General features: G+C 42.9%; 26 protein-coding genes. 6 read left to right on the top strand and 20 right to left on the bottom strand.

The window, feature by feature from the left end:
* Positions 1 to 2 precede the first annotated feature (2 nt).
* The 3 genes from AC3ISE_RS01695 to AC3ISE_RS01685 are packed head-to-tail and all read left to right on the top strand — an operon-like array spanning position 3 to position 4,187.
* On the top strand, positions 3 to 1,763 hold the full coding sequence (locus AC3ISE_RS01695) for a cache domain-containing sensor histidine kinase (protein WP_489222802.1): 1,761 nt from the start codon (positions 3 to 5) through the stop codon (positions 1,761 to 1,763).
* Between the two features lie 19 nt (positions 1,764 to 1,782).
* A complete protein-coding gene (locus tag AC3ISE_RS01690) occupies positions 1,783 to 2,928 on the top strand; it encodes a response regulator (RefSeq protein WP_489222801.1) in 1,146 nt (381 codons plus the stop codon).
* Positions 2,925 to 4,187: an ABC transporter substrate-binding protein gene (locus AC3ISE_RS01685; RefSeq protein WP_489222800.1), complete on the top strand. Its 1,263-nt coding sequence runs from the start codon at positions 2,925 to 2,927 to the stop codon at positions 4,185 to 4,187. Before AC3ISE_RS01690 ends, AC3ISE_RS01685 begins: the two co-directional genes overlap by 4 nt.
* Positions 4,188 to 4,624: 437 nt before the next feature.
* Here the strand turns inward: AC3ISE_RS01685 and AC3ISE_RS01680 are convergent, their stop codons facing one another.
* Genes AC3ISE_RS01680 through AC3ISE_RS01670 form a run of 3 tightly spaced genes read right to left on the bottom strand, consistent with a single transcriptional unit; the run spans position 4,625 to position 5,790 of the window.
* The gene (locus AC3ISE_RS01680) at positions 4,625 to 4,951 is read right to left on the bottom strand and encodes an antibiotic biosynthesis monooxygenase family protein (protein ID WP_489222799.1); all 327 of its coding nucleotides are present in this window, start codon (positions 4,949 to 4,951) and stop codon (positions 4,625 to 4,627) included.
* Entirely contained in the window at positions 4,948 to 5,514 is a 567-nt protein-coding gene (locus tag AC3ISE_RS01675) for a GNAT family N-acetyltransferase (RefSeq protein WP_489222798.1), read from the bottom strand. The genes AC3ISE_RS01680 and AC3ISE_RS01675 overlap by 4 nt, the downstream gene beginning before the upstream one ends.
* Positions 5,515 to 5,556: 42 nt before the next feature.
* A complete protein-coding gene (locus tag AC3ISE_RS01670; protein ID WP_070875278.1) occupies positions 5,557 to 5,790 on the bottom strand; it encodes a cyclase in 234 nt (77 codons plus the stop codon).
* 193 nt (positions 5,791 to 5,983) lie between these two features.
* Here AC3ISE_RS01670 and AC3ISE_RS01665 point away from each other — a divergent pair, with 193 nt between their 5' ends.
* The gene (locus AC3ISE_RS01665; protein WP_191557757.1) at positions 5,984 to 7,444 is read left to right on the top strand and encodes a glycoside hydrolase family 68 protein; all 1,461 of its coding nucleotides are present in this window, start codon (positions 5,984 to 5,986) and stop codon (positions 7,442 to 7,444) included.
* Between the two features lie 77 nt (positions 7,445 to 7,521).
* Positions 7,522 to 9,090 (top strand): glycoside hydrolase family 32 protein, encoded by a 1,569-nt coding sequence (locus AC3ISE_RS01660; protein WP_489222797.1) that lies wholly within the window; start codon positions 7,522 to 7,524, stop codon positions 9,088 to 9,090.
* A gap of 104 nt (positions 9,091 to 9,194) precedes the next feature.
* Here AC3ISE_RS01660 and AC3ISE_RS01655 read toward each other — a convergent pair whose 3' ends face one another.
* From AC3ISE_RS01655 to AC3ISE_RS01620, 8 genes are all read right to left on the bottom strand, one after another.
* On the bottom strand, positions 9,195 to 9,503 hold the full coding sequence (locus tag AC3ISE_RS01655) for a hypothetical protein (protein WP_489222796.1): 309 nt from the start codon (positions 9,501 to 9,503) through the stop codon (positions 9,195 to 9,197).
* 1,074 nt (positions 9,504 to 10,577) lie between these two features.
* Positions 10,578 to 11,294, bottom strand: a complete 717-nt coding sequence (locus AC3ISE_RS01650) for a hypothetical protein (RefSeq protein WP_070875281.1) — start codon at positions 11,292 to 11,294, stop codon at positions 10,578 to 10,580.
* Between the two features lie 473 nt (positions 11,295 to 11,767).
* Entirely contained in the window at positions 11,768 to 12,646 is an 879-nt protein-coding gene (locus AC3ISE_RS01645) for an ROK family protein (RefSeq protein WP_489222795.1), read from the bottom strand.
* 112 nt (positions 12,647 to 12,758) lie between these two features.
* Positions 12,759 to 14,087: a PTS sugar transporter subunit IIC gene (locus tag AC3ISE_RS01640; RefSeq protein WP_489222794.1), complete on the bottom strand. Its 1,329-nt coding sequence runs from the start codon at positions 14,085 to 14,087 to the stop codon at positions 12,759 to 12,761.
* Between the two features lie 12 nt (positions 14,088 to 14,099).
* On the bottom strand, positions 14,100 to 15,506 hold the full coding sequence (locus tag AC3ISE_RS01635) for a GH1 family beta-glucosidase (RefSeq protein WP_489222793.1): 1,407 nt from the start codon (positions 15,504 to 15,506) through the stop codon (positions 14,100 to 14,102).
* 14 nt (positions 15,507 to 15,520) lie between these two features.
* Positions 15,521 to 15,829, bottom strand: coding sequence for a PTS sugar transporter subunit IIB (locus tag AC3ISE_RS01630; RefSeq protein ID WP_489222792.1), 309 nt, complete (start codon positions 15,827 to 15,829; stop codon positions 15,521 to 15,523).
* 1 nt (position 15,830) lies between these two features.
* Positions 15,831 to 16,172: a PTS lactose/cellobiose transporter subunit IIA gene (locus tag AC3ISE_RS01625; RefSeq protein ID WP_489222791.1), complete on the bottom strand. Its 342-nt coding sequence runs from the start codon at positions 16,170 to 16,172 to the stop codon at positions 15,831 to 15,833.
* Positions 16,173 to 16,304: 132 nt separating this feature from the next.
* Positions 16,305 to 17,018, bottom strand: coding sequence for a GntR family transcriptional regulator (locus AC3ISE_RS01620; RefSeq protein ID WP_489222790.1), 714 nt, complete (start codon positions 17,016 to 17,018; stop codon positions 16,305 to 16,307).
* Positions 17,019 to 17,247: 229 nt separating this feature from the next.
* On the opposite strand from AC3ISE_RS01620, the gene AC3ISE_RS01615 reads away from it, so the two are divergent.
* The gene (locus AC3ISE_RS01615) at positions 17,248 to 17,733 is read left to right on the top strand and encodes a hypothetical protein (RefSeq protein ID WP_489222789.1); all 486 of its coding nucleotides are present in this window, start codon (positions 17,248 to 17,250) and stop codon (positions 17,731 to 17,733) included.
* 146 nt (positions 17,734 to 17,879) lie between these two features.
* On the opposite strand, the gene AC3ISE_RS01610 is transcribed toward AC3ISE_RS01615, so the two are convergent.
* The 9 genes from AC3ISE_RS01610 to AC3ISE_RS01570 form a co-directional block, all read right to left on the bottom strand.
* Entirely contained in the window at positions 17,880 to 18,209 is a 330-nt protein-coding gene (locus tag AC3ISE_RS01610) for a hypothetical protein (RefSeq protein WP_489222788.1), read from the bottom strand.
* A 348-nt stretch (positions 18,210 to 18,557) separates the two neighbouring features.
* Positions 18,558 to 19,307 carry an ABC transporter permease gene (locus AC3ISE_RS01605; protein ID WP_489222787.1) on the bottom strand — a complete coding sequence of 250 codons (750 nt, stop codon included), beginning with the start codon at positions 19,305 to 19,307 and terminating at the stop codon, positions 18,558 to 18,560.
* Positions 19,308 to 20,069, bottom strand: a complete 762-nt coding sequence (locus tag AC3ISE_RS01600; RefSeq protein WP_489222786.1) for an ABC transporter ATP-binding protein — start codon at positions 20,067 to 20,069, stop codon at positions 19,308 to 19,310. It lies immediately after the preceding gene.
* Positions 20,070 to 20,209: 140 nt separating this feature from the next.
* The gene (locus AC3ISE_RS01595; RefSeq protein ID WP_489222785.1) at positions 20,210 to 20,563 is read right to left on the bottom strand and encodes a DUF1048 domain-containing protein; all 354 of its coding nucleotides are present in this window, start codon (positions 20,561 to 20,563) and stop codon (positions 20,210 to 20,212) included.
* Between the two features lie 51 nt (positions 20,564 to 20,614).
* Positions 20,615 to 20,935 (bottom strand): PadR family transcriptional regulator, encoded by a 321-nt coding sequence (locus AC3ISE_RS01590; RefSeq protein WP_489224232.1) that lies wholly within the window; start codon positions 20,933 to 20,935, stop codon positions 20,615 to 20,617.
* Between the two features lie 248 nt (positions 20,936 to 21,183).
* Positions 21,184 to 21,909 (bottom strand): twin-arginine translocase subunit TatC, encoded by a 726-nt coding sequence (tatC, locus tag AC3ISE_RS01585; RefSeq protein WP_489222784.1) that lies wholly within the window; start codon positions 21,907 to 21,909, stop codon positions 21,184 to 21,186.
* A gap of 68 nt (positions 21,910 to 21,977) precedes the next feature.
* The gene (locus AC3ISE_RS01580) at positions 21,978 to 22,184 is read right to left on the bottom strand and encodes a twin-arginine translocase TatA/TatE family subunit (RefSeq protein WP_489222783.1); all 207 of its coding nucleotides are present in this window, start codon (positions 22,182 to 22,184) and stop codon (positions 21,978 to 21,980) included.
* A gap of 19 nt (positions 22,185 to 22,203) precedes the next feature.
* On the bottom strand, positions 22,204 to 24,090 hold the full coding sequence (locus tag AC3ISE_RS01575; RefSeq protein WP_489222782.1) for an alkaline phosphatase D family protein: 1,887 nt from the start codon (positions 24,088 to 24,090) through the stop codon (positions 22,204 to 22,206).
* Between the two features lie 262 nt (positions 24,091 to 24,352).
* The gene (locus AC3ISE_RS01570; RefSeq protein ID WP_489222781.1) at positions 24,353 to 25,393 is read right to left on the bottom strand and encodes an NAD(P)-dependent alcohol dehydrogenase; all 1,041 of its coding nucleotides are present in this window, start codon (positions 25,391 to 25,393) and stop codon (positions 24,353 to 24,355) included.
* Between the last annotated feature and the right edge of the window lie 152 nt (positions 25,394 to 25,545).

Raw genomic sequence — 25,545 nt, 5'->3', positions numbered from 1 at the left:
CTGTGAAAAGCATACAAAGCCGCCTGTTGATCATGCTGCTGATTTTCATTATTCTGCCCTATTTCCTGTCTGTTTTTTTCATCTACACCTATACAAAAAACAGTGTGGAGCAGCATGAACTTGAAAACAGCAGGGAGCAGCTTCAGAAAAATGCGGATGAACTGGAGCAGTATTTTGACGGCATGATCGATTTTCCTTACATCCTGTACCGGAACCCTGATCTTTTCCGGATTTTTAACAACGGCTTTGAAGACTCCATATATTTCAGCCCAAAGACGATGGAAAAGAGTCTCGAAACCTTTTACCTGATGAGAAACGAAATCCGGCAAATTAGGTTCTATATTGATAAAAACAAAGAATCATTCACGCTGTACAATGCGATGATCAGCACACGCAGATATCAGCCTGAATTTCTTAAGCAAAGTCCGATTAGAGAGCTGCACGCTTCTGATTCAAATTATCTAATAGAGCCTCCCCACCCGCTTATCAATTACAACAACGCAGCGATTGTTCCAAAGTCAGACAAAACGATGGTGATGACGTTTCATCACAAAATTACAGATGTTCTCTCCAGGAAATTTCTCGGGATCATCACGATTGACATTGACATGGGCGGCTACGCGCGCATCTGCAATAACCTTGTGCAGGGTGATGAATCTTCTGTTCTGCTTATTGATTCTGAAGATCGTGTTCTATATTCAAATGACCGTGAACGGATTGGAAAACCTCTTTCTAAGCAGCGTCTGAACGGAAATGGGAGCGGCAAGGATGACAATATTCTGCTTTCCAAGGAACTATCCGGCTCATTAAACGGCTGGAAGCTGATCAAAATCACCTCCAGTCAGGCCTTATATGAAGATGTCAGAAAAACCGCGTATACGAATATCCTTGTCGGACTTGGCGTAGGTATGCTCGGCCTCCTGATGATCGGCATTATCTCAAATCGAATTACCCGCCCGATCGCTAAGCTGAGCAGCAAAGTCCGTTCCATTGAAGGCGGAAATCAAAATGTGCCGTTTGATGATGATAGAGATGATGAAATCGGCCATCTTGAATCTCACATGAAAGATATGATGAACCGGATCAATTCCCACATTGACCGGGAATATAAGCTTGAAATTGAAAACAGGAAAAACCAGTTCAGAGCATTAAAATCACAGATTAACCCGCATTTCCTGTTCAATGCCCTGCAATCAATTGGAGCTGTTGCTTTAAGGTCAAATGCTCCAAAGGTATATCAATTGATTACCTCGCTTTCCAGAATGATGCGCTACTCCCTGCAGGCGGATCAATGGGTGCGGGTCCGGGATGAAGCTGACTACACAAAAGCATACCTGTCTCTGCAATCGGAGCGATTCGGTGAAACGGTGAGCTATTCAGTCGAGATCGATGAGTCCATTATGGACATGACCATTCCAAGCATGATTCTGCAGCCGCTCGCTGAAAATTTCTTTAAACATACATATGAGGATGGCTACAGCAGCGCTCATCTATCCATTATTGGGAAAAAATTTGGGGACCATCTGCACTTTCTTGTGGAGAATGATGGCCCGGGTATCGCACCAGATGAGCTTCAGGCCCTGAGGAACAATATCTGCACACCGCCATACGAAGGGACCTATTCACATGAACATATCGGACTTAAGAATATCCGTGACAGATTGCTGCTGAGGTATGGTCCTGGTGCCGAATTTATCGTTGATTCAAAAAACGGAAAAGGTTTTTCAGTAAGCTTGAAAATCCCGATAGATGTCTCTCAATGAAGGAAAGGAGCTGAACACGGTGAAAGCACTGATTGTCGACGATGAATTCAATGTGCGGGACGTCATCCGCCATTTAGGCCAGTGGGAACAGCACGGAATTACCAAGCTGCTTGAGGCAAGCAACGGCAAGGAAGCGAAGAAATGGATTGAGAAAGAAAAGCCCGAGCTGATTTTTACAGATATCAAAATGCCCGGAATTACCGGCATGGAACTGATTGAGTGGCTTGATTCGATTTCATATCCGGGAAAAGTGATTTTCATCACTGGATACAACGATTACTCCTATATGCGCAAGGCCATCCAGCACAGCAGCTTCGACTATTTGCTGAAGCCGATAGAATATGAAGCGTTCAACAATACCCTGGAAAAATCCGTACAGGCCTGGAAGGATGATTACCAGCATGCAGAAGTGCTTGAAGATGCGAAAAAACTGAGAAAAAATCAGCTTGCTACTGCGATCTGTCTTGGAGAGCGTACTGACGCAGACAGCCTGACCGAGTTTCTTCCTGAATCGGAAGGCTATGAGCTGACACTCCTCTCCTTTTATCAGATGCATAATCCAGATGCTTATGTCGAAAAATTAGCAGATGAACTGACAGAACGCAAATTAGGAAATGCATTTTCCCTTCAGACAGATTTGAACCTTTGCCTTGTCATCACAATCCGCGACCAGTGGCTGTCTGCAGAAGAATGGATCAGCCAGGAAATCGATGTTCCGGTAAGACTTGTTACCGGAGAACCGATTGAGTCGCTGCCTGAAATCCGGCCCTCTTTTCAAGCATTGGAGAAAAAACTTGAGGAGCAGGATTTTAGATCGATTCACCGGCTGGATGAAATCGATGCAGCCCGGCGCATGGAGGATATCGTTTCCTATGTTGAGACGTATTACATGGAGGATTTGAGTCTGGAAAAGCTGTCTAACGTCTTCTTTTTAAGCAGAGAGCATATCTCACGTAAATTCAAGCAGGAAACCGGAATGACCCTTTCCAAATACATTACTGATCTCAGGATCAAACAAGCAAAAACATGGCTGCGGGGAACGGAAAAAAGCATCTATTCCATCGCGACCATGCTCGGCTATCAGGATGAAATCTATTTTTCAAAGCTGTTTAAAAAAGTAGTCGGCATGACGCCGTTTGAATTCAGAAAGGGAGCAGCAGAATGAAAAATATCATTTTTCTAATAATGGCCAGTCTGCTGCTTTCTGCCTGTCAGAACGAAGCAAAGCCTGAAAAACCTGAAGAGAAAGAGCCACAGATTACGCTTGATCTAAGAAATCCAAAAGTAGAGGTATCCACCCAATTTGAAGAAATGACGCGCGCATATGAACAGGAAAATCCACATGTGAATATCCGCGTGCATACCGTTGGAGGCGCGATGGATGACCTGTCAGACCTGAAGGCGGAAATGGCGACTGGCGCCGGACCGGATATTTTCACAAACACCGGCTATGAAAATACCAAGCTGTGGCAGAACTATCTTGAGGATCTGTCAGAAGAGCCATGGATTGATCAGGCATATCAGGAAGCACTGACACCGGTGACGTTGAACGGCAAGGTGTACGGTATGCCGATTAACCTTGAAGGCTATGGATTTATTTATAATAAGGAACTGTTTAAAAAAGCCGGCATTACCGAACCGCCTGACACACTTACTGAGCTGACGGCAGCTGCCGAAAAATTGAAGAAGGCGGGCATCACTCCATTTGCAACTGGCTACTATGAAGACTGGAAGCTTGGCGACCACCTGATGAATGTCGCATTCGCCCAGCAGGACAATACAGAGGCGTTTATTCAAAACCTGAATGACGGAACGGAAAAAATCAGCACGAATCAAAACTTTGAGGACTTGCTTAACCTGCTCGATCTCACCTTAGAATACGGAAACGATAATCCTCTGACTACTGACTACACGATGGAAGTCAATCTCTTTACTTCTGGAAAAGCAGCCATCATTCAGCAGGGCAACTGGATCCAGCCGATGATTGATCAAGCTGCGCCGAACATGAACATCGGCTTTATGCCGATCCCAATCAATGACCGGCCTGTGAAGGAATCCCTTGTCGTCAGTGTTCCAAACTACTGGGCCGTCAACAAGCAGTCCAGTCCCGAAAAGAAAAAAGAAGCGAAAAAGTTTTTAAATTGGATAGTGTCTTCCGAACAGGGCAAACTGTACATGACGGAAGAATTCAAATTCATCCCAGCATTTCATCATATCAAGTCTAATAATCTGGGCCCGCTTGCCGAAGAAACGTTGCGCAATTACAAAAATGGCAACACCGTCCCTTCTAACTGGTTCCACTTCCCCGTCGGAATCCGGGAAGAATTCGGCGCCGCCACTCAGCTCTATGTCGGGAAACAGCTGAACCGTACGCAGCTGCTTATTGAATATCAGAATTCCTGGGAGAGGTTTTCGGGGGAATAGGCATACCGCTTTTGAGAGGCGGTATGCTTTTTTTCTTAGAGGCGAGGCTGAATCGGTGAAGATTGTGTGGCAAAACAGGGGTTGGCGCACTTTCTTCGGTATTTCCGATGAAGATTGTGTTGCAAAACCAGGGTAGGCGCACTTCCTTCGGCATTTCCGGTGAAGATTGTGTGGCAAAACCAGGTTTGGCGCACTTCCTTCGGCATTTCCGATGAAGATTGTGTTGCATAACTAGGTTTGGCGCACTTCCTTCGGCATTTCCGGTGAAGATTGTGTGGCAAAACCAGGTTTGGCGCACTTCCTTCGGTATTTCCGATGAAGATTGTGTTGCATAACTGAGTTTGGCGCACTTCCTTCAGCACAACAGCTGTTGAAATTGTTCCAATACAGCGATAAGCGCACTTCCTCAGTTCCGCCATAAATAAAATCGCTCACTTTCACATCTCAAAAAAGCTTTGTCTCTCAACTTTGCACACCCTGAGAGAAAACGTTTTGTACCATTCCGCTTTTCCTCGATCCTGGGCTGCCAAATGAGCAGAGTGCTCCTTCCACTTTCGGATGGAGTCCAGCGAACTCCAATACGAAACGGTAATCCCCAGGCCTTCATCCCGCGCACTTTCCACTCCTAAAAATCCGCTCTGCAAAGAGGCGAGCTCCACCATCTTATCCGCCATTCTTCCGTATCCATTGTCCGCCTCCGTTCTCTCTGATGCAAAAATCACTGCATAATAAGGCGGTTCAGGTGTTTTGGCAATTCCGTTCATATGTACTCAGTTCCCCTCTTCATCCACTCTTCCCTTGTCAATTTCAGATTAATCGAATCGATCCATTTCCCTTCAAACTCTAATTCATTTTTATCTACACTATATGGAACAAACCCCAGCTTTTCATATACTTTCATTGCTCGTGGATTAAAAGCAAAAACACTAAGCGTCAGGAATTTCAGGTCCGTGTTCTTAAAAACATAGTCGATGATCAGCCTGGATGCTTCCGTTCCCAAACCGCGGTCTCTGCCTCTCGGACCAATAAGGATTCTGAAATTCATGCTTTGCTGCTTCTCATCATAAAGATTGACAACGGCTTCTCCCACCAGAACATCCTGAGCCTGATCAATAATCGCAAGATCCAGGCGCTCGCTTTGTTCATTTCTGGACCTATACCATTTGTAAACCTCTTCTCTGTCGTATTCGTCTGAACTGCCGGTATATTTTAGAACGACAGGATCCTTTAAACATTCTTCTATATAAGGTAAATCTTCATCTGCTTTAAACGCTCTGAGAATCACTTTTTCTCCTGCAATGACAGGCTTCATGCTCAAATCCACCATTTTTTTCTCCTCTCTGCACCAATCCAGCATCTAAAAACACATTTATTGACCGGCATTTTCTTCAGCAGATTTTCGTTTATGTTTTTCCGCAATGATTTTTTTGTTAAAAATCCTCACATCGCCAACCATCAGCAATCTCATATCTTCTACGATATATTTGGCCAGATCCTCATTAGAAATGTCTTCTCCTTCAATATCAAGCCGAAATTCCTGCCCCTGAAGTCCGCCCCCGTTAGTAAACTCGATTTCAAAGTCGAATTGAACTCTTTTATCCATTTGAGGCCTCCTTATACGTTTGGTTAAATCTCAATGTCATTGTAACTTCCCCAAAAAGAGCATTAACCCTTCTTTCGAGCCAATATCAATATACGACTAAATTCCAATCAATATGTGCCATACCTCTTCCCGAAGGACTGGCCTATAATTCTAATTGTACTAATAATACAACATAAAACGAGGAGGAAGACTTATGAACTTTAGCAGGCTTGCCAAACAGGCAACAGCAGTAACACTCAGTACTGGCATTCTATTAAGCGGTACTGTTACCCAGTCTTTTGCGGCTCCAAAGGATCCGGCAGATTACAAAGAAACGTACGGTACTTCACAAATCACTCGTTCCGCAATGAAAGACATGATTAATCAGCACGGTGATGCAAGATATACCGTTCCTAAGTTTGATGAATCCACCATTAAAAACATCCCTTCTGCCAAAAAAGTAACCGAATCAGGCGAAACAATTGATATGGATGTATGGGATACATGGCCTCTCCAAAATGCAGATGGCACTGTAGCAGAATATAAAGGCTATCATATTGTTTTCGGCTTAGCCGGCGATCCTAAAAACGCAAACGACACATTCATCTACCTGTTCTACAAAAAAGCAGGCGACAACTCTCTTGACGCTTGGAAAAATGCAGGACGCGTATTCGATAACAATGACAAAAACGTTCCAAATGATCCTTACTTAAAACATCAAGCAGAAGAATGGTCAGGTTCTGCAACATTCACTGAAGACGGCGAAGTCCGCTTGTTCTATACAAACCGCGAACCATATACAGCTGATACAGGGCATTACGGGAAGCAAACCCTGACGACTGCTCAAGTTAATCTTTCTCAGCCTGATTCTAAAACATTAAAAGTTGATGGTGTTGAGGATTATAAATCTATCTATGAAGGCAAAGACAGCAAGTACTACCAAACGGTAGATAAGTTTGTAGAGGACGGAGCACCTTCTGATAACCATACGTTCAGAGACCCTCACTACATTGAAGAAGACGGCCGCAAGTATCTTGTATTTGAAGCTAATACAGGCACAGAGTATGGCTACCAAGGAGAAGAATCTCTTTACAATCAAGCCTACTACGGCAATAGCAACAAATTTTTCCAGGAAGAAAAAACAAAGCTTCTGAACAGTGACAAGAAACAGCTGGCTGAAGTAGCAAATGGCGCAATCGGAATCATTGAAATCAACGACGATTATTCTCTTAAAAAAGAAATGAAGCCGCTGATCGTATCAAACACAGTAACTGATGAAATTGAGCGTCCAAACATCTTCAAAAAAGACGGCAAATGGTACCTGTTCACAAGCTCACGTGGATCTAAGATGACGATTGACGGAATGGACAATCAGGATATCTACTTGTTAGGCTATGTGTCTAATTCCCTTACTGGCGACTACAAGCCGCTAAATAAAACGGGAATTGTGCTCCATCAGGACCTGGATCCAAATGATATCACTTGGAACTATGCTCACTATGCCATTCCTCAAGAAGGCAGCGACAATACAGTGGTCACAAGCTATATGACGAACAGAGGATTCTTTGAAGACCACAAATCAACATTTGCTCCAAGTTTCAAGCTGAACATTAAAGGCAACAAAACTTCAGTTGTAAAAGACAGTATTCTTGAACAAGGACAGATTACAGATTAAGTAAGAATCAAAGAAAAAAAGAGAAAGAAAATGTCACTTGGCATTTTCTTTTTCTATTTTAAAAAGTGGTGAATGTAATGAGCAAAAAACGAGTTTTCAAAAAAAGCTACAAGATTGCCGGCATCATAATCATTGGATTGTGGATGGTAATCAGCACCGGTTTTTTAATTCAAACATTCTTTGAAACAAAAGAAGTGCCCCCAGAGGAAAAAGAAGAGTATTCCTACCGGGCAGCCTATCATTTTACGGCACCTGATCATTGGAAAAACGATCCGCAGAAGCCGGTTTACTATGAAGGAACGTATCATTATTACTACCTGTATAACGGGGACTATCCGGATAGCAACGGAACAGAGTGGCGCCACGCTACCTCAAAAGACCTTGTGCACTGGAAAGACGAAGGCGTTGCTATCCCAAAATACACGAATGAAAATGGAGATCCATGGTCTGGATCTGTTGTCATAGATAAAGAAAACACGGCCGGATTCGGAAAAGATGCTTTTATCGCCGTCGTTACCCAGCCATCAAAGAACGGCCAGAAGCAGGAACAGTTCCTCTGGTACAGCACAGATAAAGGCAAAACGTTTAAGCCATACAGCTCAGAGCCGGTCATGAAGAACCCAGGTCCAAAAGATTTCAGAGATCCCAAAATCATCTGGGATGACACCCATCATAAATGGATCATGACCATGGCAGAAGGCAGCAAAATCGGCTTTTATGAGTCTGACAACTTGAAAGATTGGCGCTACACAAGCAGCATTTCCACCGAAAACCTCGGCGTGCTTGAATGCCCTGATCTCTTCCGCATTCGCGCCGATGACGGCACTGAAAAGTGGGTGCTGGGCTTCAGCGCAAACGGAAAAATTGCAGGCAAACCAAACACCTACGCCTATTGGACAGGATCGTTCGACGGTTCCGAATTCAAACCCGACACCCAAGAACTCCAATGGCTTGACTACGGCTTTGACTGGTACGGCGGCGTCACATTCGAAGACGCAGAAGGCGATCCATTGAAAAAACGCTACGCCCTCGCCTGGATGAACAACTGGGCCTACGCCGACAATACGCCAACAATGGACGAAGACTTCAACGGCTTGGACTCCATTGTTCGTGAAATCGAACTGAAGCATGAAGGAGAAGATCAGTATTATCTTTCTTCACAGCCCATAGGAGCATTAGATGAATTGTCAAAAGTATCGAATGCTTATGACGAAATCAAAGTGAATGGCTCGAAAACACTTGATGTGAAGGCTGATGCCTATCAATTGGAGGCAGACATTTCATGGTCCGATCTTCAGCATGCAGGCTTTAGGCTGAGAGAATCAGCAGACAAGAAACGCCACGTTGACGTCGGGATATCATCTGAAGGGAATTACTCGTTTGTTAATCGGGCGTTTACAGAGCATCCTGACAAAACAAATCAATTCGTTGAAAGTACTGCACCGTTTGATGCTAGTAAGAAGAAAGTTCATTTAAAGATTCTTGTAGATAAAACCAGCATTGAAGTTTTTGTGGATGATGGAAAGACTGCACATTCTAATCTGGTATTCCCCCAGCCTGATGATAAAGGGATTACTCTCTTTTCTGAAGGTGGAAAAGCAGTTTTTGAGAATGTGAGGGTTAAACATTTTGATTCGATCAATTGAACCTCTATGTATAGACTAGTCAAATATGAACCAATACCAAAAGCCTGATTTCACATTATTGAAATCGGGCTTTTTAATAATCGCTGTTTAGCAGCACTCCTCTTTTAGCGGGTGCTTCGATGACGAAGGATCTCTTCACCATACCGATCGATAAAATCATTTATTGCATATACTAGAAGGTAATTCATAAACCCCCTCCGACTGTCTTCACATAGATTGTCGATTTTTTCTATTAGATTTGAAGGCATGTATATTCCTTTAAGTTTTTGATTTTTCTCTTCAAATGATCTATCATCCGCTCGATACTCATAATAATCCGCGTAAAACTTTTCAACTTTCTCTTCTGGATTATCAGTATTCTCCAGTATCTCTAACAACTGTTTTAACTGTTTCACTACTTCCGGGTGGCTCATAATGTGTTTCCTCCTTTTTTATAGAAAATAAGTTCATCCTCAAAAAAGATATAATTCTTACTTTTAAAAGAAACTTGGAAACTGGACAATATACAGCTTCTATTTTAGCATTCTTATTCATTTTTTGCCCAGTCAGCTTAAAAAGCTAAGTTAATTTGTATTTTCCGAACGAAGATTAGACATTTTTATTTAGACACCTTTATATTTTTTATTAATTAGAAGAGTTATTTTTCAGAAACAATAGATTTTAAAAATAAAGTATTGTCTACTTCCTTATCAGCAAAACAAATGGCTATTTTGAAGCTCCTAATTTTGTCGATATCTACTCTGAATTTGTAGATATTTCCCGGGAATTAGTCGATATATGAAAAATAGTGATGTAGAATATTGGTTGATGTGTATCATGTGTCGCTATTTGTTACACTGATTTTTCTAAACTTTCTGCTGATATACACGCCTTCTATTTTTATCGTCTAGAGTCTAACCATATCGAGTAACGCTATAAGCGTTTTAATGACTGATTAGAAACGATATTACTATTAAAACTCATAAAGATTCTGGGGATATATTTGCAAGTTGTATCGCCCTGCGATACGAAACCCATCAACCCCTTCCTTGATTACAAAACTAAGGATAAGATGACCCTGCTGTAGTTTTAATCAATTGGTTTAAAACGTCATTTGTATTATGTATCGCTATCTGTCTTTAGCTTATCGTCTAGGATCTTTCCATATCGCCTCACGCTACAAGCGCTTCAATACCTTATGGAACATAAGATACACCAATCCCCATCAAAAACTCAGTTGTGTCTCAATATCAAACTTATCTTTCTATTAAAGGTGAAGGTTCTGGGGATTCATACGCACGTTATATCGCCCAGCGATACGATACAAAAAAAGAGACGATTCGCCCCTTTCTTGAACAACTCCATTAAGGATGATGTTCTTGAAAGAAGGAATCGCCTCCAATTCTTAGCTGACCCTTCGTTTGCTTTGTAAGAGCGCGGTGATACCATGTTATCCACACGCTCTTACAAAGCATGCACCCTAACCTGTTAATTAATGAACTATGATTTTATTCATTCTTATTCCGGAATAAAGAAAAAAGCCAGCTCCAATTTTCTCTAGGTTTTTGTATCGCTTCTTCTAAGCGTTTATTAAACTCATTTTGGGAGTTCCACTCTTGCTTTTGTTCATCGTGCATCGTTTGAATTTGTTTTTGCAGGAGCTCACTTTTTTGTTTTTCTTCCTGCAGCAATGTTTCGTAGTGATCCGTTTGCTGCTGAAGCAGTTTTTCAATTTTGGCATTCGTTTTATGTGACGAATTTCCAATCGTTGAACTTATTACATGATGATCTTGCTGGAGCCGGGAAACCGATGTTTTGAGCTGTGTTAGATCGTTTTTCAGCGCCACATTCATTTCACGTGCAGCTGCAAGTTCATTGACCACATACATAAATGCCTCTTTTAACTGACTGGGATCATTTGGTAAATGGTTATATGTATCGGGTATCGCAATCTCTGATGTATCGGATCCTTCTAATCTCTCTTTTTGTTCATAAACAAGGTCTTTTGCTGTATCGTCCAGGGGCTTATCCGTATCGCGCAGCGCTATAAGCGCTCTGATGTCAGATTGAACAAAGATTCGCCGTTCGCCATCTTTCAGAAACTCATAACCGTTCCGCTCTAATATTTGGCCATACTTACGAACAGTGGGAGTGGCAATCCCAACTTCTTCAGCCGCTTCCTTTGAAGAGAAAGCTCGTTCATTCGGTTGTATATCACGTCGCATATCGGACCTCCTTTACTATTAAATATGAGGGTTTTTAAACTTATTTGCAAGCTGTATCGCCATGCGATACAAACAGTTCTATAAAAATAAGTTCGAGAACCAATAGTAATTTATGGCTTGCCAGCAGTTATTATAAATTAATCTGATTTAAAATATTTGCTTTCTTATAATGAATGATGAATTTACGCCATACCTGCCTCATGTCAAGGCAGAGCAAGTTGCGATTTTGTTAGAGCGGCATCTATGATCTGCGTATATCTCGCAGAAAAATAAAACAGCGTCAAATCCCAAAAAATGAAGGTTTGACGCTGTTTTAAGGGTTAATAATTACAACAAACATGACACACCTAAGAAAGGGATGTAATCAAGTGAACGAAATATCTTCACCTAACTCCTCAGGAAAGAAAAGCTATTTGAAAATGCTGCAATTCACTTTATCTTTTTTTATATCCACTCTGCATCTTTACATTTAATTATTTCTGCAAAGTAAGATGATGGTACACTGCACCAATCATACCCGATTGATTTCCAAAACTAGTAGGTCTGATAGCAGCAGAGAATGTTGGATCAATCTCTAAAATTCGCTGTTTTAATTCATTTATGAACGATTTCCTTGAAGTAATGCCTCCGCCGATATAAAAAACAGGAGGGGCAAACACATAATATAAGTTTAATATGCTCATTGCCAGTCCGCTATATAATTCACGAACAAGAAGTGATGCGGTCTCTTCCCCCTGGTCGTAAGCTTCAAAAATTTGTTCCCCTGACACATTTTGAAAAGGAATGTTCATACACTCTGCGTATTTTTGACGAATAACTGCCAGCGTAGCTGTTTTGTTAAATTTATGATTTTCTGCGATATCACTTGTAACGTGTTCACTGAACATGTGCCCAAACTCACCAGATCGGTTACGCACACCTCGATAAAGAGCGTCGTTCAAGTAAATGGCGCCGCCAATTCCTGTACCTATCGTAAGACATAGAAAATCAGTCTCTTCTTTTGCGCTTCCTTTCCATTTTTCCGCCAGTGCGACACAGTTCGCATCGTTTTCTGCACTTACTGATATACCAGGAAAACGCTCTTTAAAATAATCGAAAATGTTGAAGCCATTAAAATCTACAATCGCCCCGCCCATTTCAATGAAACCCGTAGTTGGATCAATAAATCCAGGTATGCTTAGAGCTAAACCTTCTGTATCGGGATCTATTTGGCTTTCAATTTGAGAAAGAATTGTCTGGCCTTTCCTGTCCGCCAAAGATATTTTCACAGATTCTATAAGGTCACCTGTAAGAGAAAATTTTCCGATTTTTAAATCGGTGCCTCCGATATCACAAGCTAATAGATGTTTCACTGTATATCCTACTTTCTTCTTATAAATATTGTTTATCCTTGCAGTATAGGTACAAAAATAAAGAATTACCCCCTGTAACAGCGTACTGGGGGTAATTCTTTATTTAGTTCTTTCAAGCAATGGCACTTTCTGATTGTTCTTTTGCTTTGAGCTCTTCGTTATAAGATAAACGATCTTGCATTCTGACAAATGGAAGATAAATCATCACCGACATTGCAATGGTTGCGATTTGCAGCAAAGCAGCTCTCCAGCCGCCAATCAGGAAACCAGAAACAATCGGCGGTGTCGTCCATGGAACCTGAAGCGCATTAAAGGGTTCTACCCAACCCCAAATGATTGAGAAGTAAACCATAAATGATGCAATTGCAGGAACAACAATAAATGGAACAAACATGATTGGGTTAAACACAATCGGCATACCGAAAATGATTGGTTCGTTGATGTTAAATAATCCTGGTCCAAGAGATAATCGGCCGAGCTGCTTTAAGTGTGACGACCTTGCCACAACAAGTGCTGCAATAATGAAACCGATCGTAATCCCTGATCCCCCAAGTTTTGTAAACACATCCAAGAATTGAATGGTTACGATTTTGGCATTTTCCCCCACAACAAGTGCTTCACCAGAATCAATAATCGCCTGGTTTTGCAGGGCATTAGCTGTGAGAAGCGGTCCCATAACACCCATAATGATCGCAGCACCATGAATTCCGCACCACCAAAGAAGGGACATCAAGACCATGATCAGGACAGCTCCAGTAAGCGTGTCCGTCAAGTTTTGTACTGGTACTTGAAGCAGTGTATAAACAACTTCAGTAAACGTCTTATCGGCAAAAGCCTGACATAATGCAAATACAATGACAGCGACTGTGATGATCGCAAATCCGGGAATTAATGCAGAGAACGAGTTCGCTACACCAGGGGGAACACCATCAGGCATTTTAATGCGAATGTCACGTTTAATAAATTGTGTGTAAACGAAGCCAACAAATAATCCGACTACAATGGCTGCCAATACACCCTGGCCGCCAGTCCAGACTTTTGGAATGACGCCTGTGATTGTTTCACCGTCTTTTGACAGTACAGAAGCCTGGGTAATAATAAGGAATGCTATAATTCCTAAAATACCAGCGGGCGTACCTTCTATTTTTTCATTCTTAACGTATGAATATGCAATTCCAAAGACGCCGATCAGCGCCAGAATATCAAATGTAGAGCCTACGACCTGAGTAAGCGGGAGGCTCCACTCTTCCCCGAACAATTTTACCATAGTTTCTGCCCAGCCAGGAATCGGGGCAGCAAGTATGAGCAGGAAAAGGGAGCCGATAATGGTCATCGGCATTGTTAAAATAAATCCATCCTTAATTGCAAGTGTTGGTTTCGCATTTGCAAATCGAAGGAAGAAAGGCATGAACTTTTCAAATATACTTTCTAAGCGGCCCATCAGATTGCCTCCTTAAAGTTCTTCTGCGCGTGTAGCGATCATATCCTTGTACCAAAAGAACGACTGCTTCCGTTTTCGTGCAAGACCATTTTTGTGGTCAACGTATATAAATCCGTATTGTTTTTTGTATCCATTCAGCCAGCTCAGCAAATCAATGACAGACCAAGCAAAGTATCCTGAAACATTAATTCCTTCGCTTACGGCATTCTTTACAGCTCTTAGATGACTTTCGATGTAGTCGATTCGAGGCTGATCAAGAATCTCTTCACCGGAGATCGGGTCTTCATCGCCTAATCCATTCTCAGTGATATACATCTTGATGTTTCCGTAACGTTCTTTCAGCATGCGCATTCCATCCAAGAATGCGTCAGGAGCGATTTCCCAGCCCCATTTGGTATACTCTTTGTCATCCATCATGACTGTTTTGTATACGCCATCGAATGATGGGTTTCCAGGTTTGCCTGTTGAATTCTCTCGGCCGCCTGACATGACGAGTGCTGAATCGTTTTTCATGACCCGCTGCGGACAGTAATAGTTAAGTCCGATGAAATCATTCATAGGAGCCGTCCGGCGAAGCAAATCAAGCTCTTCCTCCGTCATTTCCGGCAGCAATCCTTCAGCTTCAAGCGCATCAGTTACGTATTCAGGGTAAGATCCTTTTAAGATTGGATCGTAATACCAGTGTGTCGAATAGGCATTCGCATGTCTTTCTGCAAATTTATTTTCTTCGTCGTCATCAATGCTGAACGCCGGATTGAAAACATGAGTAATGCCGATTTCGCCCTCATAGCCTGACTTTTTGAAACGTTCGACTGCACGTGCATGAGCAACAAATACATTATGTGTTGCCTGGAAGTAGGCTTTAGCATCCCCTTCGATACCTGGCGGATGAGCGCCTGTTAAATAGCCTAACGAACAGAAAATAACGGTCTCGTTAAAGGTAATCCAGTTTCGTACACGATCACCAAAGGCTTTAAAACAAACTTCAGCAAATCTTACAAATGCTTCCGATGTTTTCGTGTTCCGCCAGCCGCCCTCTTCTTCCAGCGGCTGTGGGAGATCCCAATGATACAATGTTACAAATGGGATAATTCCATATTTTAAACATTCATCAATGACATTGTTATAAAAGTCTAAACCCTTTTGGTTTACCTCTCCAGTACCGTCAGGGATAATGCGTGTCCAGGCAATGGAAAACCGGTATGATTCAAGTCCCATTTCTGCCATGAGCGCGATGTCTTCTTTATAGCGGTGATAGTGGTCAATTGCCACATCGCCATTCGTTCCTTCAAATGTTTTACCGGGAATCTTTGAAAAGACATCCCAGTTTGAAACTCCTTTACCATCCTCGTTCCAGGCACCCTCTACTTGGTAAGAAGCTGAAGCTGCACCGAACAAGAAATCCTTTGGCATTTTCAAATCATTCACCCCGTTTATTTATTTGCTAGTTTCATTGCGTGATCAAATACTTTTGCACCGTTCATCATTCCGTAGTCAACGGTATTGATAACATCAATCGCAACACCTTTAGGTTCACAGATTGATTTTCCTTTGCTCAATAAGTACTTCACCTGAGGACCAAGCAAAGCGACATCAATTTCATCCACATACTTTTCCATCTCTGATTCAGGATAAGCTGCAATTTCAGCCTCTGTACCGCGGTCACTGGCAACCGCTTTCATTTTCTCCACTAACATACTAGTCGACATGCCTGCTGCACAAAATAGTCCGATCTTTACCATATCAATTCATCCCTTTCAATTTGTTAATTTCTTTTTGCATCGTCATCATATGATCCAAGAGTTCTTTTACTAGAATCGTATTCATTAAATGATCTTGGGCGTGAACCATCAGTACACCGACTTTTGCTGATTTTCCTTGAGCCTCAAGTGTGACAAATTTTGTTTGAATCGCATGTGCTTCTTTTAAAATGGAATCACCTTTCACTACTTCAGCTTCTGCCTCTTCGATTTTGTTTTCTCTGAGCAGATGTAAGGCTGCATGATAACTTGCTTTCGCATCTCCTGAAAAAGCGATCAATCCAAAGATATCTTCAGGGCTAATCTCAATTGCTTGTTCAACCATCTATGTACACCCTTTCATAAGTATGATTTAAATTCATAGGTACAAATTTTATAAACTTATAATAACTTACTAGAATTCAGATGTAAACCCTTTTATACAATAAAAAAAGAGAGCTCTAAGCCCTCTTTACACTTAACTCCCTTTCATATTCGATACTTTCAGTAATTTCACATGTTTGAAATGATGCACGGACTGTGAATAATCAAAGATTGCGCCGTTTGTTAAACAAACCGTATTATCCACGACTAAAGCCGGATCATTTGCTTTTAACCCCAGTAAATCAGCCTGCTCAGAAGTAAGGTAGTCTGCACCGATAATTCTGTCTGCAAAACCGATCGCAAGTTTTTGGTCATTTCTAAGATAATTATAAATCGATTTCTTCACGATATTTTCATCAAGATATTTAACAAGGTCTTTGTTAAAGTAAGAGGTTTCAATCGAAAAGGGGTCTCCATCAACATATCTCAGCCTTTTCACATAATAAACAGACGTTCCGGCTTTGCAGCCCATATTGACTGCCAAATCCTCATCTGCCTGCATCAGCTTAAAATCAAGAAGTTGATTTTCTACAAGGCGGTCACTGAAGTCGTTCGTTACCCCCTGCAGCCTTTCCAGATTGACGTGTCCTCTGTTGTGATGGTTGCGGATAAACACACCGCTGCCTTGAACTTGATACACATATCCTTTATTAACAAGAATATCAATTGCTTTACGGACGGTGTTGCGGCTGACCTGATATTTTACGGCATATTCATCTTCCGTCAGCAGTTTATTCGTTTTCTGATAAACATGATGGATAATATCAGACTCAATTTGGCCGGCCACTTGAAGATACTTTGGAGCCATTTTATTCGACACCTCTCTATACATACTAAAAACTAGAAATTATTATAGCAGAAAATATTGTAAACGAATTCATAAAAATATTATTATTCATTTAATAAAAGCAGAAATGACGCAAAAGAAGGCCGCATCTGCATACAGAACAGTTTTACCTCATGATAGGCATCCGCACACTCATTTAGGTATCTGCCCGCATAACGTACATAAGTGTACGAAGGATGGAGGCTTATGTATGATAAATTTTTATGCGTTTCAAGGAATTGTCACAGCGATCAATGATTTTAACACAGGACAAAGCGGCGAAGGCTGCTTCAAAGTATTCTCAGTAGAAAATCAATCGGGTACCACTGTAAATTTCATTGTGTCACCTTCCACCTATTTTGTCGACTATGCAATGGTATCTGCCGGAGACCTGGTGACTGGGTATTATGACGGAAATGCACCTGTCCCCCTCATTTATCCGCCCCAATATCAGGCGCTGGTGATGGTAAGAGAAAGCCAGAATCAAAATGTGAAAGTGTCGTATTTCAACAATCAGCTGGTGAGCAGCGATGGACAGCTGAAGCTGAATCTATCACCTTTTACTCAGACATTGCTGACAAACGGCCAGGCTTTTACCGCCAGTCCCGCTAACCGTGATTTGGTTGTTGTATACGGGGCTTCCACGAAAAGCATTCCTGCTCAAACTGTTCCTTACAGGGTGATTGTGCTTTGCTGATTTCAATGGAAAAAGGCCCATTCTTTGCTGAAAGTCAGTAAAGAATGAGCTTTTTAAATTTTTCATCAATGAAAAAATCGGGTGTCTGAAGGCAGAAAGTCATTCAGGGGTATTAAGAGGTTTTCTGATTGAGGATATCCCGTGGCCTAGCTAAAACTAACCCTTACATTTCCTTCTTTTTCTGCTGCTGACATACAAATGGATAGAAAGTCCTGTATTTGTTTTATCTCCCACTTAACGAATTCACTTTCCGGTATTTTATTGATTTTCCAGAAATTCTGATATTCGTTCAAAGCTATCTCCAATTGCTGCATGGAAAAGGACGAGCTGTTGCCTGTTCCGCTGACTCCTCCGTTATATTCGTCAGCATCCAGTACACCGTATACGATTGAAGCATGCCCATTGCCCATACTGAAACGAAGATATGCAATTTCTTCTCCCGCCTGATTGTAACCGCAAATATCATGTCCCATCATTTCTCCTCCTTTAAGATTGAACGTAGATAAGAATACAATTCCTAAAAAATTTTAAACGTTTGTTTACAAATGGATTCACCTCCTTAAAAAAGGGAGTTTTATTGTGGTTTTTTGGGATCATTGCTAAAATTGAACCATTAAAATTTTTAAAAGAGTGAGGACTTTTCCGCAGTAAAACAAGAGATTTTTATAGGATAAAAGACTTAGTTTTCTTCTTCAATCATCACACTTCCCGCAGTTCCAGTCAATATACGGACGGAATGTTTACCTAATTTTAACAATCAATTAAAACACAAGGGCTGCTCAATCATTTGAGCAGCCTTCTATATGACCAGCGACTTGCCATACTTACCCCAGCTTGCGTTTAAATTCTTTACTCGCAAAAAAGAAAGCGGTGACCATGATGCAGAGGCACCAGGTAAGCGCGGTCCAGATGTCGCTTCCAGCGGAACCTTCGTACAAGAGAGCACGCAGCGTATTTACAATTGATGTCACAGGCTGATTTTCAGCGAATACGCGGACAACTTTCGGCATAGTCTCAGTGGGAACAAAAGCCGAACTGATGAACGGCAGAAAGATAAGCGGATACGAATAGGCAGTCGCCCCTTCCATAGACGATGCTTTTAAGCCCGGAATGACAGAAAGCCATGTGAGCGCCAGCGTAAACATCCCGAGTATTCCGGCTGCAGCGAGCCAATCCAGGAGCCCTGCGCCTGAACGGAAGCCCATCAAGAGAGCGAAGAGGATAACAACCGCGACAGTCAGTGCATTGGAAACCAGCGAGGTGAGAACGTGAGCCCACAATATAGACGATCGCTTTATTGGCATAGTCATGAAACGTGACAGTAATCCGCTCTTTACATCGGTGTACAGCCTCATAGAAGTATAAGCGACGCCGGATGCAATGGTTATCAGCAGAATTCCCGGCAATAGGTAATTGACATAGGGTTCTGCTCCCGAGTTTATGGCACCTCCGAATACATAGACGAACAGGAGCAGCATCATAACCGGCGTAACAGCCACCGTAATAATCGTATCCGGGCTCCGCATAATATTGAGCATTAATCGCCCCAGTAATACTCCAGTATGGCTTCTCATTTACATCTCCTCCTTTTTGCCGATAATCGCGAGGAAAATTTCCTCCAAAGTCGGCTGCTTCTCGATGTATTCTACTTTCGCCTGAGGGAACATTTTCTTAAGTTCGGCAAGGGTACCGGTCGTAATCATTTTTCCTCCATGCAAGATGGCGATACGGTCCGCCAGCTGCTCCGCTTCCTCCAGATACTGTGTTGTCAGCAGAATAGTCGTGCCTTCGAGGGCAAGCTCCCTGACGGTATTCCACACTTCCATTCGCGCTTCAGGGTCGAGTCCTGTTGTCGGTTCGTCGAGAAAAATAACTGACGGATTCCCGATTAGGCTCATGGCAATGTCGAGCCGGCGCTTCATCCCGCCGGAATAGGTATCCGCACGGCGGTCAGCCGCATCTGTCAGACTGAATTTTTCCAGAAGATTGTCTGCAGCATGGGCGGGACTGGAAACTCCCCGCAGCCTGGCAATCATCCTTAGATTTTCCCGTCCGGTCAGCATTCCATCTAAAGCTGCGAACTGCCCTGTCAAACTAATGTGCTGCCGGACATGAACTGTCTGCCGCATGACATCATAACCGCAGATTGCTGCTTCTCCGCCATCGGCCCTCATCAGCGTTGACAGAATGCTGACAATCGTTGTCTTGCCTGCACCATTTGAACCAAGCAAAGCAAAAATTTCTCCGCGTTGAACTTCGAAGTCCACTCCTTTTAACACTTCCTTATCTGCAAAGGATTTTTTTAATCCTTTTACTGATATCACGGCATGATTCATCTTAATTCCTCCCATATAAATTTTGTTGAATGACTCACATCAGCTATTAAGTCTTACTGGTAACATGTATCACTTACTACCAGGCTAAAAAATACCTGAACAGCGAAGGTGGCCATTTACAAGAATAGCCGGCTATTCAGTCAAGATTTTTTATCATTTTTTCCTAATTGCTTCATAATGCTCTGGTTCAGATTTTCACGCTGCTTGGCGGCATAGGTTTTCGCGTTTGCCACAAGTTCATCAGCAAATGCAGCCACATCCTCTCCAGTAATCTCCAGCACTTGTCTGCCTTCTGCCGCTCCGCCTTCAAACAATTCAATCAGCTCATATTGGATATGCAGCATATCCATCCCGCTGCCTGAAGAGAAACCCCACATATAATGCTGAATTTTCTTAAAAACAAACTGATAATCCTCCGGCAGGGCTTCAACCCGTGCCATCATCGTTCTGTACTCTTTTTTGTCGCCAATCATTTTTCTAAACCAGTCCATCATCTTTTTTCCTCCTTTTTAATCACAGCTCCATGTGAATTCACAGTCAAATTCCTAATTTGACTTCAGAACATTAATTTTCGCAGATACAAAATCCCATTTTCTCCAAAAAAGATCAAGTTCCTTTCTGCCGACTTCATTCAGTGTGTAAAACTTGCGGGGCGGGCCCATATCCGACGGTTTTTTTTCAATGTTCACCAGTTGTTTTTTTTCTAGACGCACAAGGATGGTGTAGACTGTCCCTTCCACTACTTCCGTAAATCCAAGTTCATTCAGACGGCGGGTTATCTCATAGCCATACGTTTCATGGCGGCTGATAATTTCCAGCACGCACCCCTCAAGCGATCCCTTCAGCATTTCTGTTAAATTTTCTATGTTGAGAACCTCCTTTATTTTGTCTGACATATTCAAACGCTATTCAGTATTGCTTATTACTTATATATAGTATTACTTAGTAGTAATGGTGTCAACTGTTTTAACATTTTTTTGCATTTGCGGTTTCAAGAGCAGCAAAAAGAAGCTCCACACAAGTTTCATCAACTCATGGGAAGCTTTCTGCCTTCTCTTTGCAGAATAGGTGTCTAGACGCCGAATGGCTTTCGGCATGGCCAAAAATTCCAGCATCAAACATTATGCGATAAAGCAGTCACAGTCTTCTTCTGCGAACGCCACGCGCAGAGCCAGATGCTGATTTCGTATAGCATGATCATCGGAATGAGCACGAACAGCTGGGAGACAAAGTCCGGCGGCGTTATGACGGCCGACAGGACAACGAGTCCGAAAAAGACGTACTTTCGGTATTTCCTCATAAACTCAGGAGTTAACAGCCCGATTTCTGTTAGAAATAAGACGACGGCCGGCAATTCAAAGAGCAGTCCCAAGGGCAGGATGATCTGAAATAAGAACCGGAAGTATTTTTCCGCTGTGAACATCGTCTCAAACATCCCGTCAGACAGCGACACAATAAACTCAAACACCATCGGAAAAACTAAAAAGTAGCCAAACGCCACTCCGCTCACAAATAAAAGGAATAACAATGGAATGAACATCAAAGTTGCTGTCCGTTCCACCGGCTTCAATGCAGGCTTGATGAAAGCCCAAACCTGATAAGTGATCAGCGGAATGCAGCACGCAAACGCACAAATACTGGCAAGCGTGAAATAGATCCACAGGATGTCTGAAGGCCCAAGTACAGTGAGTTCAAGCTCTGCGTCATTAAGAATCCATCGGTAAATATGCTCTACACTTAAAAAACCGGCTATCAATAGAACCGCATAAGCCACAGCCACTGTTATGATCCGCTGCCGCAATTCCATCAAATGTTTCTGGATAAATTCCTGTTGTGTCATGTTCACCCCTCCATCTTAGAAAAAAGGGACCTGCCGTACGACCAGCCAAGTCCCTCCCTTTTCTGCTCTTAAGATTCCCGCTGCACAGCAGCTGCTTCTTCTGTCTTCGCTTTCTTCGGCTCTTCTTCTGACATCAAGTCTTTCGTGCCCTTCTTGAACTCACGCAGAGTTACCCCAAAAGATCGTCCAATTTCCGGCAGCTTTGAAGGTCCGAACACAATCAATGCAATGATCACAATTAAAATCAATCCTGGAATTCCGATATTTTGCAGCATGGTTACGCCCTCCTGTTTTTTAAAGTATGCTTCCTTGTAAAACGTTTATTTTCACTTCGCCGTTCGGAACTTCACATTGCCATAATACCTTTTTGGATGCCTGCGGTTTTTCGATATTGTCTACAGAATAGGCAGTCCATGTTGCTTTTGTCTTGCTAAGCTGCAACACGGCATATCCGTGAGTTGTACTGTCAAATAAGTCGATCCATGGATTTTCTATTTTGACGATATTTTGAAGCTCTTTAAACAGTAGCTCTGCTGTAAAAGTTGTAACGCTGCTGAATTTTCCTTTTAACATTTTCACCAGCTCATCAGCTGCGTCCATCGGTATTGGACTCGAAACATCAGGTATTGAGTTCATGGAGTTGCGAAGGGATTCTCTCAAGTTACTGGATGTGACAGAACCGACCATCAGTTCCACCCCATACTTTTCACCGCCGCGTTTATACTCATTTTGCATGTAAGATGCTTCGAACGTGTGGAAATCACCGGTCAGCGCAAGGAAGTTTTTGATTCCATTGTCCAGCACCGTTTGGGCAATCTGCTGTCTTTCATAGGCATAGCCATCCCATGCATCAAGGTTCAGATATCTGCCCAGCACCTTAAGTTGTGTCACCTGCACTTCATTGCCCCAGATTTTCCATGTTCCCTTGGCGTTTTTCAGCTCATTTAAGAACCACTCTTTCTGGGTTTTCCCAAGCATCGTACGGCTCGAAAGGTTAATATCCTCACAGCCTCCTGCCAAGTATCGGTCCAGCGTGCCTTGTCCGCAAGGGTGCGCACTTCGGTAGAGCCGCTCATCCGTCATCATGATGGAAGCAAGGTTTCCAAACGTAATCGTACGGTAGATTTTAACGGAATCTTCAAATGTTCCATTTGGATTGTATGGGACACGCGCCGGAATGTATTCAAACCAAACCTGGTTCGCAACGAGGCGGCGGGCAGGATCGGATTCCGGATTATCATCCGGTGCGACAGCCGGATAATACGTGTCGTTGGCAAACTCATGGTCATCCCAGATTCCAATCATGGCATGCTTTTCATGAAGCTTTTGCAGGTCCTTATCCGAACGGTACGTCTGGTAAAGCTTGCGGTAGTCCTGAATCGTGAACGCCTTGCTCTGTCCGCTGGGCAGTTTAATTTGGCGGCCAGCAATATTCCCCTGGTAGGCAGCGTCACCAACCGACTCATAAATGTAGTCTCCGAGATGAAGGAAAAAGTCCATTTCCTCATCCGCCATGTAGCCTAGCGCGTTAAAATAGCCATTGGTGTAATCCTGGCACGACACATATCCGATCGATGCTGACTGCACATCCGCTCCTTCTTGCGGCAGTGTCTTGAAACGGGCTGACTTACTGACAAGTCCGCTCTTTGTAATGAACCGGTAATAGTACGTCTGACTGGAAGCAAGCTCACCATCCAGGTCAACACGCACGACATGATCATGGTCCTTCCAGATCGGAGAGAAGCCTCTCATTTCCACTTCAGAAAAATCTTCTTTTTTACTTATCTCAAACATAATGAATTTACCTTGATTAATGCCGTCTTCTAAAGAAGCATCGTTTGCAGCTTCATTTTCAAGCCAGTAAATGACTTCACTGGAGAATTCCTTATTCGTTAAACCAGTCTCCAAAGAAGGATCAACCCTTGTCCAAAGCATCGCACCCGTCGGCGTCGGATCACCTGATGCAACAGACTGCGGGAACCCTTTCCCAATAGCTTGTGATGCAGCATAAGGCTTAACCGCTGTTGCCGCTTCCGCACGGGAAACCATCGACGTCAAACGGGAAATTCCGGACGTCTCCAATGCCATAACCGCAGATCCTGCCAGGAAATACTTCAGGAACGTCCTGCGTGATTTATCATAGTTGCTGCCTGATTGATGCTGATCATGATTCTTGTCCAAGGTAACTCCTCCTTCAAGATGTGTTCACCCATGATTCTACCGGCTCAATTTAAAGGCAGTAATAAGGACTTATTACAAGGCGTTTATAAGAATGTAAAGGGGAGGTAAAAAGCGTTGAAGGATTTGGGTGGGTTGGGAAAGAGAGGAATTATAGGGAATACGCAGGTGGTTAATACCTTTTAGTTGAAAATCTAATAACAATTGCACTAAAAAGGGTCACCAAAAATTGAATTTTTGGTGACCCTTTTTTTACATAGTCCTATCACATCGTACTAATATCAATGACGAATCGGTACTTTACATCCGATTTCAATACACGGTCGTATGCTTCGTTAATTTGATCGGCTGAAATGACTTCTATTTCTGGACCAATGTTATGTTCAGCGCAGAAATTCAGCATCTTCTGTGTCTCACGGATCCCGCCAATTAATGAGCCAGCAAACGAACGGCGGTGACCTATCAGAGAAAACACGTTCAAGGAAAGCGGTTCTGCCGGAGCACCGACGTTTACCAGGCTGCCGTCAAGTGCTAGAAGGGAAAGATAATCATCCAGCTTCAATTTGGCACTTACCGTGTTAATAATCAGGTCAAACGTACCGGCAAGCTTTTCAAACGTCTCCGGATCACTTGTGGCATAGTAATCAGCGGCACCGAACCTCATGCCGTCTTCTTTTTTCTTAAGGCTTTGGGACAGCACCGTCACTTCCGCACCCATAGCGTGTGCAATCTTAACGGCCATATGGCCAAGACCGCCGAGACCGACAACCGCTACCTTTTTGCCTGGACCTGCTTTCCAATGATGAAGCGGTGAAAAGGTCGTAATTCCCGCACAAAGAAGCGGTGCAGCCTGATCAAGCTCAATCTCATCCGGTATGCTCAGCACAAAGTCCTCAACCACAACAATATGAGTGGAGTAACCGCCCTGAGTCGGCTCGCCGTATTTGTCGACACCCGCGTAGGTAGGAACATTTCCTTTCAGGCAGTATTGTTCCTCCCCTTTCTGGCAGTTCTCACAATCACCGCAGGAGTCTACCATACAGCCGACCCCTACCCGGTCACCTACCTTGTATTTTGTAACCTCGGGTCCTACATCCGTGACAATTCCCGCAATCTCATGTCCTGGAACAAGCGGATAGTTCACCTCGCCCCACTCCCCGTGCGCCGTATGAATGTCAGAATGGCAGATCCCAGCAAATTTAATTTCAATCAAGACATCCTTCGAATCCAAATCGCGACGCGTAATTTCAGCCTCTTTAAAAGGTTTGTCCGGCCCGTCAACAGCTCTTGCTTTAGCAGTAATCATTAAAAAACCTCCAGAATGATAGTTTCAGATTAAGAGAAAGCAAAGTATAGAGCACAATACTCTCTATGTTTCTATACCTCTTTTTGCTCTTATGAAACCATGGTAACTGTTAGAGTTGGCTGTTGGTCAAGTGTTAATGTTTTTCTATCTTG

The sequence above is a fragment of the Metabacillus sp. KH_069 genome (genome assembly GCF_057838075.1).
The sequence above is the reverse complement of the archived record's forward strand: the minus strand, read 5'-3'. Positions and strand labels throughout refer to the sequence as shown.